The sequence below is a fragment of the Bacillus sp. FSL R5-0447 genome, assembly GCF_038606125.1.
Taxonomy (GTDB): domain Bacteria; phylum Bacillota; class Bacilli; order Bacillales; family Bacillaceae; genus Bacillus; species Bacillus velezensis.
Genome location: NZ_CP152012.1, coordinates 2,455,353 through 2,468,527, shown reverse-complemented (window position 1 = coordinate 2,468,527; position 13,175 = coordinate 2,455,353). Strand labels below are relative to the sequence as shown.

Sequence of the window (13,175 nt, the reverse complement as noted above, 5' to 3'; positions counted from 1 at the left end):
CAACATGCAGGAGTCAAAAGAACAGCGCGTACACGGCGTGTTTGAAAAAATCTATAAAAATTATGACCAAATGAACTCTGTCATCAGTTTTCAGCAGCATAAAAAATGGCGCGATAAAACGATGCAGATCATGAATGTAAAAGAAGGCGCAAAAGCGCTTGATGTCTGCTGCGGAACGGCTGACTGGACGATTGCCCTCGCAGAAGCGGCCGGAAAAAGCGGCGAAATCAAAGGACTGGATTTCAGCAAAAATATGCTGAGCATCGGTGAGAAAAAAGTGAAAGAGGGCGGTTACAGCCAAATTGAGCTTTTGCACGGAAATGCGATGGAGCTTCCTTTCGCTGATGATTCTTTTGATTTTGTCACCATCGGCTTCGGGCTGCGGAACGTTCCCGACTATCTGACCGTGCTGAAAGAAATGCGGCGGGTCGTCAAACCGGGCGGGCAGGTCGTATGTCTGGAAACATCCCAGCCGGAAATGTTCGGATTCAGACAGGCGTATTTTCTTTATTTTAAATACATCATGCCTTTCTTCGGAAAAATGTTTGCGAAGAGCTATAAAGAATATTCTTGGCTTCAAGAATCGGCAAGAGAATTTCCCGGTATGAAAGAACTTGCGCGTCTGTTTGAAGAAGCGGGCCTGACGAATGTCAAATACCATTCGTTTACCGGCGGAGTGGCCGCTACGCATATCGGTTGGAAATGATGAATATACAGATGTTTGGGTGAATGATATGAAATTTAAAATGGCCTATTCTTTTTTAAATGACGATATTGATGTGATTGAAAGGGAGCTTGAGCAAACGGTGCGGTCAGACTATCCTTTGCTGAGTGAAGCCGGGCTTCACCTGCTCCAGGCGGGCGGCAAGCGGATCCGCCCTGTTTTCGTATTGCTTTCCGGCATGTTTGGCGACTATGACATTAATAAAATAAAATATGTTGCGGTGACGCTGGAAATGATTCATATGGCGTCCCTCGTGCATGACGACGTCATTGATGACGCCGAGCTGCGGAGGGGAAAACCGACCATCAAAGCCAAGTGGGACAACCGCATCGCTATGTATACCGGTGATTATATGCTTGCGGGCTCACTTGAGATGATGACGAGATTGGATGAGCCGAAAGCCCACCGGATCCTGTCCAAAACCATCGTAGAAGTATGCCTCGGAGAAATTGAACAGATCAGAGATAAATACAATATGGAACAAAACCTCAGAACCTATTTGCGCCGCATCAAACGGAAAACGGCTCTTCTCATTGCCGTCAGCTGCCAGCTCGGCGCCATCGCTTCGGGAGCTGATGAGAAGATTCACAAAGCATTATATTGGTTCGGTTATTACGTGGGCATGTCCTATCAGATTATTGACGACATTCTTGATTTCACTTCAACGGAAGAGGAACTGGGAAAACCGGTCGGAGGGGATCTGCTGCAAGGAAATGTCACTCTGCCCGTTTTGTACGCGCTCCGTCAGCCTGAATTGAAAAATCAGCTGAAATTAATTAACAGTGAAACAACACAGGAGCAGCTCGCCCCCATTATTGAAAATATTAAACGCACAGACGCGATTGAAAAATCAATGGCCGTCAGTGACAGGTACTTAAAAAAAGCGTTTGAAAAACTGAATACACTGCCGAGAGGACGTGCGCGCTCATCATTGGCCGCCATCGCCAAATATATCGGCAAACGGAAATTTTAAATTCCTTTTACGAACAAGATGTGAACATTCTCCGCCCTGGATTGATTAATTGTCAGAAAGATGTTACGATTTCGGTGTGCAACTTGAAAGCCTATACATAATGATGGGGTGGAGAATCTTATGGAAAAAACTTTTATCATGGTAAAACCGGACGGCGTACAGCGCCAGCTAATCGGAGAGATTTTATCCAGATTTGAGCGTAAGGGCTTACAATTGGCAGGAGCCAAGCTAATGCAAGTTTCAGAACAGATGGCTGAAAACCATTATGCTGAACATAAAGGGAAGCCGTTTTTCAGCGAGCTTGTGGAATTCATTACATCAGGACCCGTATTTGCAATGGTATGGGAAGGGGAAAATGTAGTAGAGATCACAAGACAGCTGATCGGAAAAACGAACCCGAAAGATGCACTGCCGGGCACGATCCGCGGTGACTACGGCATGTTTGTCGGCAAAAATATCATTCACGGTTCAGACTCCTTAGAAAGCGCTGAGCGGGAAATTGACATTTTCTTCAAACAGGAAGAGCTTGTACCGTATCAAAAATTAATGGCCGACTGGGTGTACTAAGCCGTCAGCCTTTCTTTTTCTCTTGTTATGAAAAGGTTTACATATTTTAAGAAAGACAGAGGCTGCGCTGCCCTGTCTTTTCATTTCTCACAAATCAGCCTGCGGGCTGATTTTTTTATTGAAATCGTACAAATTAGAAAGAAAACAGGCTATACTAGGACAAAAGACAGCGAGATTGGGAGAGAAGCAATGGAGCCTTACGACATTTTTATCACCAAGTGGAAACAAATAACCGGCGTTGATTTATCTTTATACAAAGAAGCACAGATGAAAAGGCGGCTGACGTCCCTTTATGAAAAGAAGGGGTTCAGGGATTTTCAGGAATTTGCCGCCGCTTTGGAAAAGGACAAGCTTTTATTAAACGAAACATTGGACAGAATGACGATCAATGTTTCTGAATTTTACCGAAATTATAAACGGTGGGAAGTTCTTGAAACCTCAATTCTTCCGTTAATAAAGCATAAAAAACCGTTAAAAATATGGAGTGCGGCCTGTTCAACGGGAGAGGAGCCCTATACTTTGGCTATGATTCTCAATCAGCAGACGGGACTGGCCGGATTTGATATATTGGCGACAGATATTGATGAAAAGGCGCTAAGCAAAGCCAAGCGGGGCATCTATCAGGAACGCTCGCTGCAAGAGGTGCCGGCTTCCGTGAAAAGCCGTTATTTCACTAAGCAGGCTGACAACAGTTATCAAGTAAAACAAGAGATTCAGAAAAACATCCGGTTTAAGCGGCACAACCTGCTTGCCGACAGCTATGAACAGGATTTTGATCTGATCGTCTGCCGCAACGTCTTTATTTATTTTACTGAAAAAGCAAAAGAAGAGCTGTATGTGAAAATGGCGGGCAGTCTGAAAAAGAACGGAATTCTGTTTGTAGGCAGTACAGAACAAATTTTCAGCCCGGAAAAATTCGGCCTTGAGAGCACTGATACATTTTTTTATCAAAAAAGATAGAAGACATTTAATGAAAACTTGTGGTATAGTTTTACTTAAAAGCGTTAATGCGATGAAGGGAGAAGAAAGAAATGAGATACTTAACAGCCGGAGAATCACACGGTCCGCAGCTGACGACAATTATAGAAGGTGTGCCTGCGGGGCTTTATATAACTGAAGAAGACATTAATTTTGAGCTTGCCAGACGTCAAAAAGGACACGGCCGCGGACGCCGCATGCAGATTGAAACGGACAGAGCGAAGATCACAAGCGGCGTGCGGCATGCCCGGACACTCGGTTCACCGATCGCGCTCGTTGTAGAAAATAAAGACTGGACCCACTGGACAAAAATTATGGGCGCCGCACCGATTACAGAAGAAGAAGAAAGTGAAATGAAACGCCAGATTTCAAGACCGAGACCGGGGCACGCAGATTTGAACGGTGCTATTAAGTATAATCACCGTGATATGAGAAATGTGTTAGAACGATCTTCCGCGCGTGAGACAACGGTTCGCGTAGCTGCCGGAGCCGTCGCTAAAAAGATTTTAGCGGAGCTTGGCATTAAAGTCGCCGGGCATGTCCTGCAAATCGGCAGCGTAAAAGCAGAGAAAACCGATTACACATCCATTGAGGATCTCAAACGGGTAACGGAAGAATCACCGGTCAGATGCTACGATGAAGAAGCAGGCCGTCAAATGATGGCGGCCATTGATGAAGCGAAGGCAAACGGCGACTCGATCGGCGGAATCGTTGAAGTGATCGTCGAAGGTATGCCGGTCGGTGTCGGAAGCTATGTCCACTATGACCGTAAGCTGGACAGCAAGCTCGCTGCTGCCGTTCTGTCGATTAACGCGTTTAAAGGCGTAGAGTTCGGCATCGGTTTTGAAGCGGCCGGCAAAAACGGCAGTGAAGTTCATGATGAAATCGTATGGGATGAAGAGAAAGGCTATACACGCGCCACAAACAGGCTCGGAGGATTAGAAGGCGGTATGACGACGGGAATGCCGATTGTCGTCCGCGGCGTTATGAAACCGATCCCTACTTTGTACAAGCCGCTGAAAAGCGTCGACATTGAAACGAAAGAACCGTTTACAGCGAGCATTGAACGTTCAGACAGCTGCGCGGTTCCGGCAGCAAGTGTAGTGGCTGAAGCAGCAGTGGCCTGGGAAATCGCAAATGCAGTCGTCGAACAATTCGGGCTTGACCAGATCGACCGCATTAAAGAAAATGTTGAAAACATGAAAAAACTATCGAGGGAATTCTGATGAAAGAGCTTGAGGTTCGGACAGCTTCCTCCGCATATCCCGTGTATATCGGTGAAGGCATAAGGAAACAGGCCGCTGCCCTTTTGTCTTCACTGAACAGGCCGCTGACAAAGATCCTTCTCATCATCGATGCTGAAGTTGACCGGCTTTACGGTGATGAGATGTTCCGGCTTTTAAACGAAACATGGCCCGTGAAAAAAGTGATCGTTCCAAGCGGAGAAGAAGCGAAGTCTCTAAAAGAGTATGAACGGATTCAAACGGAAGCGATCGCTTTCCATATGGACCGCTCCTCATGTATGATCGCCTTCGGAGGCGGCGTGACGGGTGATTTGGCCGGCTTTTGCGCAGCAACTTTTATGCGCGGAATTGATTTCATTCAAATGCCGACGACACTGCTTGCCCATGACAGCGCGGTCGGCGGCAAGGTGGCCGTCAACCATAAACTCGGAAAGAACTTAATCGGCGCGTTTTATCAGCCGAAAACGGTGATTTACGATACGGAGCTACTGAAAACCCTGCCGGAACAAGAGCTGAGATCGGGCATGGCTGAAGTGATCAAACACGCGTTTATCGCCGATCATGCTTTTTTAGAAAAACTTCTCACGTTTGACACGTTGCAAGGACTGACAAGCGCTGAGCTGAATGAAATGATTTATAAAGGAATTTCAATCAAATCGGCCGTCGTGCGTGAGGACGAAAAGGAAGAGGGGATAAGAGCTTTTCTGAATTTCGGCCATACGCTCGGCCATGCCGTTGAGGCGGAATACGGCTACGGACGGATTACACATGGAGATGCGGTCGCCCTCGGCATGCAGTTTGCCCTTTACGTGAGTGAACAGGTTGCGGGTTGCAAGATGAACAGGAAAGAACTCACACAATGGCTGATTGGGCTCGGCTACCCGGGAAGCATCAGACAAGATATTGAAACGCCGGTTCTCTCCGCCCGGATGATGAATGATAAAAAAACGCGCGGAGGCATGACACAGTTCATCGTGTTAAAGGAATTAGGCGAAGCGCGGGACTGCATGCTTTCAAAAGATGAGCTCGAAAATTTGCTGAACAAATGGCGAATGGAGGAAACAGCATGATGATACGCGGCATTCGCGGAGCAACAACGGTGGAACAAGACACCGAACAAGAAATTTTAGAAAAAACACAGCAGCTGCTTGAAAAAATCATTGAACAAAATGGATGCAAGCCGGAAGACGTTGTACAGATCCTGTTATCCGCCACGCCTGATATCCATTCCGTATTTCCGGCAAAAGCGGTCCGCCGCCTTTCCGGGTGGCAGTACGTCCCGGTGACGTGCATGCAGGAAATGGATGTTACCGGCGCTCTGCAAAAGTGTATCCGTGTCCTGATGACGGTTCAGACGGATACGCCTCAGGATGAAATCAAGCATGTCTATTTAGAAAAAGCCGTTGTGTTAAGGCCGGATTTATCATTGACAAAAAATACTGACATGTAATACGATAAACAAAGCTTAGAAATACACAAGAGTGTGTATAGAGCTGGTAAGTAAGACATTGAACAGTTGAGTTTAGAATAGGGTAGCAGAGAATGAGTTTAGCTGAGCTGAGATAAACACGTTTTTATTCTGCCCAAAAGAAGCCTTTCTTTTGGGTTTATTTCTTATACGCAAGACTCCTCTCACTCTTCATCTCATTCTCCTTACCGTAAGGAGGAGAATCATGAATTTACAATCGGATGTTTCTTTATTTTTAAAGGACAGTCTGACACACCGCACCATTCCAATCGCAGAGACTTTTACGGTCGACACGATCACACCCATTCAGATGGTTGAAAAACTGGACAGAAACATTACGTATCTTTTAGAAAGCAAGGATGAGTCGTCAAGCTGGTCGAGATACTCTTTTATCGGCCTTGATCCTTTTATCACCATTAAAGAGAGTCATAACACATTCACTGCCGCTGATCCAAACGGGCATACGCTGTTTGAAGCCGGAGAATTAAAAGCCGTGCTTGACTGGATGAATGAGAGCTTTCGCATTAAAACACCCGAGCTTGATATCCCATTTTCGGGAGGGGCGGTCGGTTATCTGAGCTATGACATGATTCCTTTGATTGAGCCTTCCGTGCCAAGCCACGCGAAAGTAACAGATTTCGAAAAATGTATGCTGTTTGTCTGCCGGAAAATCATCGCGTACGACCACGAAACGAAACAAGTGCATTTCATTCAATATGCGGCGCTTAACGGCCGGGAGACGGAGGAAGAAAAGCGGGCCGTTTTTAAAGAAAATTGCGCGGAGCTTCGTAAGCTTATCGGTATTTTGACAGAATCGAAAGATATGAAAGAGCCGTTTTTTTCTAAAGAAACGTTTGACACGCCAAGTTTTGCCGCTGTGACATCCAATTATACGAAAGAAGAGTTTATGGCCGGCGTCAATAAACTGAAAGAATATATAAAAGCGGGAGACATTTTTCAAGGGGTGCTTTCGCAAAAGTTTGACATTCCGGTATCCAGACATTCATTTGAGCTGTACAGGGTGCTCCGCATCATCAATCCTTCACCCTATATGTACTATATCAAACTGCCTGACAGAGACATTGTCGGGAGTTCGCCTGAACGTCTGATCCGCGTGCATGACAGGCACCTGGAAATTCATCCGATTGCCGGAACGAGAAGAAGAGGCACCGGAACGAAAGAAGATGAACGCCTGAAAAAAGAGCTGATGAATGACGAAAAAGAAAAAGCTGAACATTACATGCTCGTCGATCTTGCGCGCAATGACATCGGCAGAGTTGCGGAGTACGGTTCCGTAGCCGTTCCGGAATTCACAAAGGTCGTTTCTTTTTCACATGTGATGCACATCATCTCTGTTGTAACCGGCCGTTTAAAGCAGGGCGTCCATCCCGTTGACGCGCTGATGTCGGCATTCCCGGCAGGAACACTCACGGGCGCTCCGAAAATCCGCGCGATGCAGCTTTTAAATGAATTAGAACCGACTTCCAGAGAAACCTACGGCGGATGTATCGCTTATATCGGATTTGACGGGTCAATTGATTCGTGTATTACCATCCGCACCATGAGTGTCAAAAACGGTATGGCGTCGGTGCAGGCGGGTGCGGGAATAGTCGCCGATTCCGTCCCTGAAGCCGAATATGAAGAAAGCTGTAACAAAGCGGGGGCGCTTTTAAAAACGATTCAAATTGCAGAAGACATCTTTTCTGGCGGGGAGGAGAAGACGGATGAACAAATTTCTGCAATCGTGCGTTAATGGCCGTACGCTGAAAACCGGAGAAGCCGAAAAGCTGATGGAGATGATGATGAACGGGGACATGTCGCAGTCTGAGATCGGCGGGATTTTATCGGTATTAGCCCACCGAGGTGAAACGGCGGAGGAGCTTGCCGGATTTGTAAAAGTGATGCGGGCGCGGGCACAGACATCAGGTGGCTTGGCGGATGTCGTTGATACGTGCGGAACAGGCGGAGACGGGATTTCTACGTTTAACATATCCACGGCAGCGGCGATTACAGCTTCTGCCGCCGGAGCTAAAGTTGCCAAGCACGGAAATCGCTCCGTTTCGTCTAAAAGCGGCAGCGCGGATGTGCTGGAAAAGCTGGGGGTTTCCATTCAAGCCACTCCAGAAAGCGTTCAACGCAGCATTGAAATGAAACAAATGGGGTTTTTGTTTGCGCCGCTGTTTCATTCGTCAATGAAGCACGTCGCCGCCGCAAGAAAAGAGCTTGGCTTCCGAACCGTATTTAATCTGCTGGGCCCGCTCAGCAACCCGCTGCAGGTGAAGCGGCAGGTGATCGGCGTCTATTCATTAGATAAAGCGCGCCTGATGGCAAGCGCGTTGGAACAATTTGATGTCAGACACGTCATGCTTGTGTCGGCCCGTGACGGATTAGATGAACTGTCCATCACAGCACCGACCGATATTATTGAACTGAAAAACGGTGAACGTCTGGAATATTCCGTTTCACCTGAACAATTCGGTTTTGCAGAAGGTTCACTAAAGGATATTCAAGTGAGTTCATCGGAAGAAAGCGCGCTCCTCATTCAGAATATTTTTGCAAATGAAGCTCCGTCATCCGCTCTGCATATTACCGCCTTAAATGCGGGCGCGGCCATTTATACGGCAGGTCTTGCAAACGATCTGAAAGAAGGAACGAAAACCGCCTTAGAAGCGATTCAAAACGGAGATGCCAAAAGGCAGCTCGAACGTCTGAAACAGAAAGAGGAAGAAATGTATGCTTGATCAAATCATTCAGCAGAAAAAAGAAGAAATCAAATCCATCGTGCTGCCGGAAACTTGTCAAATTGAACGGAGATCCTTTAAAGAAGCGCTCCTGAACCCGAACCGTTTTATCGGGCTGATTGCCGAAGTGAAAAAAGCTTCGCCGTCTAAAGGATTGATTAAAGAGCATTTTGTTCCGGAAACGATTGCGGCGGATTATGAAGCGGCTAAAGCCGACGCCCTTTCGGTTCTCACGGATACCCGTTTTTTTCAGGGGAGAAATCAATTTCTGACAGATGTTAAACAAACCGTGTCTCTTCCCGTGCTGAGAAAAGATTTTATTATTGATTCCCTTCAGGTGGAGGAATCGTTCAGGATCGGCGCCGATGCCATTTTGCTGATCGGGGAAGCGCTGGAACCTTCAGAGCTTCATGAGCTTTATCTGGAAGCCCGCGAGAAGGGCATGGACGTTCTCGTTGAAGTCCATGATGAAACTGTGCTTGAACGGATTTTACAAGTGTTTCAGCCGGATATTCTCGGCATAAACAACCGGGACTTAAAAACGTTCCGTACTTCTGTTTCGCAAACGGAAAAAATAGCGCAGCTTGTACCGGACGGCTGCCTGCTGGTCAGCGAAAGCGGCATCGGTTCTTTGGCTGACCTGCAATTCGTCAACAAGCACGGGGCGCAGGCTGTATTGGTCGGAGAATCCTTAATGAGAGAGGATTCGCAGCAAAAGGCGATCCGCGGACTGTTCGGGGAGTGACGATATGAAAAAGCCTGATGTAAAGTACTGCGGAATACGATCGAAGCGTGATTACGAACTTGCGGCAGCTTCAGGAGCGGATTATCTGGGATTTATTTTTGCCGCAAGCAAACGGAGAGTAACGCCGGATGAGGTCCGGAAATGGAAAGAGGAGGTCCGGACAGACAAGAAACATGTCGGAGTATTTGTAAATGAAACGATAGAAAACATCGCGCAAATCGCCTCTGATCTGGCACTTGACGCCATCCAGCTTCACGGTGATGAATCGCCTGAGGATGCCCTCCGTCTCCGTCCGCTTGTGCGCTCGGAGATATGGAAAGCGCTCCATCACGGGGAAGGGACGCTTCGTCAGATGGCTCAATTTGCACCTGCTGTCGACGGATATGTCATTGATTCTTCAGTAAAAGGAATGAGAGGCGGCACGGGAATCGCGTTTTCATGGGCTCGTGTCCCCTTGTACCGAAAGCAGGCTCAAAATGCAAACAAGCGCTGTTTTATTGCGGGCGGCGTTAATCCTGAAACGATTACCGGCTTACTGAGATCGCGTCCGTGCGGTATAGATCTTGCCAGCGGAATTGAAAAAAACGGACAAAAGGATCAAACACTGATCCGGCTTTTAGAAGAAAGGATGAACCACTATGTATCCATATCCAAATGAAATCGGAAGATACGGCGAATTCGGCGGCAAATTTGTCCCTGAAACATTGATGCGGCCCCTTGAGGAAATCGAAACGGCTTTCAAAGAATTAAAGAATGATCCCGTTTTTCATGCCGAATATAAAAAGCTATTGTTTGATTACTCCGGAAGACCGACCGCATTAACGTTCGCAGACAGGGTGTCAGAGTATTTGGGAGGGGCGAAAATCTATCTGAAAAGAGAAGATTTAAACCATACCGGCTCTCATAAAATTAACAACGCGTTAGGCCAGATTCTGCTTGCTAAAAAGATGGGCAAAACGAAAATCATCGCCGAAACCGGTGCGGGACAGCACGGTGTGGCTGCCGCGACAGCCGCCGCAAAATTCGGTTTTAAGTGTACAGTTTTTATGGGTGAAGAAGACGTTGCACGCCAGTCGCTGAACGTATTCCGGATGAAACTGCTCGGCGCGGAAGTGGTGCCGGTCACAAGCGGCAACGGCACGCTGAAAGATGCGACGAATGAGGCGATCAGGTATTGGGTCCAGCATTGTGAAGATCATTTCTACCTTATCGGTTCTGTAGTGGGGCCGCACCCGTATCCATATATCGTTCGCGAATTTCAGAAAATCATCGGCGAGGAAGCGAAAGAACAGCTCCGCCGGGTTGAAGGAACGCTCCCGGACAAGGTTGTTGCATGTGTCGGCGGCGGAAGCAATGCGATGGGCATATTTCAGGCCTTTTTAGACGAAGATATTGAGCTGATCGGCGCCGAGGCTGCCGGAAAAGGAATTGATACGCCGCTGCATGCGGCAACGATCGCAAAAGGGACGCTCGGGGTGATTCACGGTTCAATGACCTATTTAATACAAGATGAATACGGGCAGATTATCGAACCGTATTCCATTTCAGCAGGCCTTGATTACCCGGGGATCGGTCCTGAGCACGCCTACCTGCACAAAAGCGGCCGTGTAACGTACGAAAGCGTGACAGACGATGAAGCGATTGCCGCGTTACGTCTGCTTTCTGAAACAGAAGGTATTCTTCCGGCTATTGAATCTGCCCACGCCCTGGCAAAAGCGTTTGAAATGGCAAAAGACATGGATAAAGACAAAATCATTCTCGTCAGTTTGTCGGGAAGAGGAGATAAAGACGTTCATACGCTGATGAATGTTTTGGAAAACGGGGTGGAGACACATGTTTAATCTGCGAGATTCTGAAAAATTATTTATCCCTTTTATTACAGCTGGCGATCCGCTTCCTGACATTTCTGTTGAGCTGGCAATATCATTGCAGAATGCAGGCGCTTCTGCCCTTGAAATCGGCGTTCCTTACACAGATCCGCTTGCGGACGGACCCGTCATACAACGGGCTTCAAAACGGGCTCTGGAAAACGGAATGAATATCGTAAAAGCCATTGAACTTGGCGGCAAAATGAAAAAAAACGGCGTTCATATTCCAATTATCCTCTTTACGTATTATAATCCTGTGTTACAATTAGAAAAAGAATACTTTTTCGCTTTACTGCGGGAAAACGACATAGACGGTCTGCTTGTACCCGACCTTCCATTAGAGGAAAGCGCCCTTTTGCAAATGACATGCAAAAAGGAGAACATCGCTTATATCTCTCTGGTTGCGCCGACAAGTGAAGACCGTTTGAAAATAATTACTGAACAGGCCTGCGGCTTTGTGTATTGTGTATCCTCTTTAGGAGTGACGGGCGTACGCAGCGAATTCGACCCGTCTGTATACTCTTTCATACGTAAGGTGAAAGAATTCAGCCCTGTTCCGGTGGCGGTCGGTTTTGGCATTTCAAACCGCAAACAGGTTGACGGGATGAATGAAATATCTGACGGTGTCGTTGTCGGCAGCGCGCTTGTCAAAAAAGTTGAAGAGCTTAAAACAAAGCTTGTGAATCCCGGCACAAGAGCCGATGCGCTTCTTGAATTTGAAGAATACGCAAAGACGTTCGGACGACTGTACAGTGTAAAATGAGGTGACTGGATTTGCAGATTAAAGAACAGCTGCGGCAGCTGAAACCGTATCAGCCGGGCAAACCAATAGAAGAAGTGAAAATGGAATACGGGCTTGAGAAAGTAGTAAAACTCGCTTCTAACGAAAATCCGTTCGGCTGTTCACAGGCCGCTAAAGATGCGCTGCATCAGGAGATTGAGCAGCTTGCGCTGTATCCCGACGGTTACAGTGCCGCTTTGAGAACACGGCTCAGTGAGCATCTGCAGGTCAGTGAATCTTCGATCATTTTCGGCAACGGCTCTGATGAGCTTGTGCAGATTATCTGCCGTTCTTTATTAAATGATCAAGCAAACACGATTACCGCCGCCCCGACTTTCCCGCAATACAGACACAATGCGGTGATTGAAGGCGCTGAGGTGCGCGAGGTGCCGCTCCGCAGTGACGGCGCTCATGATTTGGACCGGATGCTGGAAGCAATTGACGGCGGGACGAAAGTCATATGGGTATGCAACCCCAATAATCCGACGGGGACATATACTTCTGAGCAAGAGCTAATTGCCTTTTTAAACAGAGTTCCCGAGCATATACTCGTTGTACTTGATGAAGCGTACTACGAGTATGTTACGGCGGAAGATTACCCAGAAAGCATTCCGCTTTTAAAGCAATATCCGAATGTTATGATCCTCCGCACCTTCTCTAAAGCGTACGGACTTGCCGCGCTGCGCGTCGGATACGGCATTGCGGACGAAGCACTGATCCGCCAGATTGAACCGGCGAGAGAGCCGTTCAATACGAGCAGAATCGGTCAGGCTTCGGCACTGGCAGCGCTTGATGACCAGACATTTATTCAGGAATGCGTCGAGAAAAATAAAGCAGGCCTTAAGCAGTATTATGATTTTGCAGAAACTCACGGATTAACTTGTTATCCTTCACAAACCAACTTTGTGCTCATTGATTTTAACCGCCCGGCGGATGAACTGTTCCAAGCCCTGTTGGAAAAAGGATATATCGTCCGCTCAGGACAGGCGCTCGGATTTCCGACAGCGTTAAGGATTACGGTCGGTACGAAAGAGCAGAATGAGGAAATTCTCACAATTTTAGCTGAAATATTATAAGAGGTGATCA

14 protein-coding genes are annotated in these 13,175 nt (G+C 47.3%); all 14 read left to right on the top strand.

What is annotated here, in order from left to right:
- Window positions 1-4 precede the first annotated feature (4 nt).
- Window positions 5-706, top strand: coding sequence for a demethylmenaquinone methyltransferase (gene menG / locus NYE68_RS12355; protein ID WP_003153453.1), 702 nt, complete (start codon window positions 5-7; stop codon window positions 704-706).
- Between the two features lie 28 nt (window positions 707-734).
- Window positions 735-1,697, top strand: coding sequence for a heptaprenyl diphosphate synthase component II (gene hepT, locus NYE68_RS12350; RefSeq protein WP_003153454.1), 963 nt, complete (start codon window positions 735-737; stop codon window positions 1,695-1,697).
- Window positions 1,698-1,817: 120 nt separating this feature from the next.
- Window positions 1,818-2,264 (top strand): nucleoside-diphosphate kinase, encoded by a 447-nt coding sequence (gene ndk, locus NYE68_RS12345; protein ID WP_015417727.1) that lies wholly within the window; start codon window positions 1,818-1,820, stop codon window positions 2,262-2,264.
- A gap of 189 nt (window positions 2,265-2,453) precedes the next feature.
- The gene (locus NYE68_RS12340; RefSeq protein ID WP_015417726.1) at window positions 2,454-3,224 is read left to right on the top strand and encodes a protein-glutamate O-methyltransferase; all 771 of its coding nucleotides are present in this window, start codon (window positions 2,454-2,456) and stop codon (window positions 3,222-3,224) included.
- A 71-nt stretch (window positions 3,225-3,295) separates the two neighbouring features.
- Window positions 3,296-4,468, top strand: a complete 1,173-nt coding sequence (gene aroC, locus NYE68_RS12335; protein ID WP_003153459.1) for a chorismate synthase — start codon at window positions 3,296-3,298, stop codon at window positions 4,466-4,468.
- Entirely contained in the window at window positions 4,468-5,556 is a 1,089-nt protein-coding gene (gene aroB, locus NYE68_RS12330) for a 3-dehydroquinate synthase (protein ID WP_324636750.1), read from the top strand. Before aroC ends, aroB begins: the two co-directional genes overlap by 1 nt.
- Window positions 5,553-5,936, top strand: a complete 384-nt coding sequence (gene aroH / locus NYE68_RS12325) for a chorismate mutase (protein WP_003153463.1) — start codon at window positions 5,553-5,555, stop codon at window positions 5,934-5,936. The genes aroB and aroH overlap by 4 nt, the downstream gene beginning before the upstream one ends.
- A gap of 223 nt (window positions 5,937-6,159) precedes the next feature.
- Complete coding sequence (gene trpE / locus NYE68_RS12320; protein ID WP_031378982.1) at window positions 6,160-7,707, top strand: anthranilate synthase component I; 1,548 nt, start codon at window positions 6,160-6,162, stop codon at window positions 7,705-7,707.
- Complete coding sequence (gene trpD / locus NYE68_RS12315) at window positions 7,679-8,695, top strand: anthranilate phosphoribosyltransferase (RefSeq protein WP_031378983.1); 1,017 nt, start codon at window positions 7,679-7,681, stop codon at window positions 8,693-8,695. The genes trpE and trpD overlap by 29 nt, the downstream gene beginning before the upstream one ends.
- Window positions 8,688-9,440, top strand: coding sequence for an indole-3-glycerol phosphate synthase TrpC (trpC, locus tag NYE68_RS12310; RefSeq protein ID WP_082998677.1), 753 nt, complete (start codon window positions 8,688-8,690; stop codon window positions 9,438-9,440). The genes trpD and trpC overlap by 8 nt, the downstream gene beginning before the upstream one ends.
- Window positions 9,441-9,444: 4 nt before the next feature.
- A complete protein-coding gene (locus NYE68_RS12305; RefSeq protein ID WP_324636751.1) occupies window positions 9,445-10,098 on the top strand; it encodes a phosphoribosylanthranilate isomerase in 654 nt (217 codons plus the stop codon).
- Complete coding sequence (trpB, locus tag NYE68_RS12300) at window positions 10,079-11,281, top strand: tryptophan synthase subunit beta (RefSeq protein ID WP_020954213.1); 1,203 nt, start codon at window positions 10,079-10,081, stop codon at window positions 11,279-11,281. Before NYE68_RS12305 ends, trpB begins: the two co-directional genes overlap by 20 nt.
- Window positions 11,274-12,071: a tryptophan synthase subunit alpha gene (gene trpA / locus NYE68_RS12295; protein ID WP_007409464.1), complete on the top strand. Its 798-nt coding sequence runs from the start codon at window positions 11,274-11,276 to the stop codon at window positions 12,069-12,071. The genes trpB and trpA overlap by 8 nt, the downstream gene beginning before the upstream one ends.
- An 11-nt stretch (window positions 12,072-12,082) precedes the next feature.
- On the top strand, window positions 12,083-13,165 hold the full coding sequence (gene hisC / locus NYE68_RS12290; RefSeq protein ID WP_039254705.1) for a histidinol-phosphate transaminase: 1,083 nt from the start codon (window positions 12,083-12,085) through the stop codon (window positions 13,163-13,165).
- Window positions 13,166-13,175: the final 10 nt, after the last annotated feature.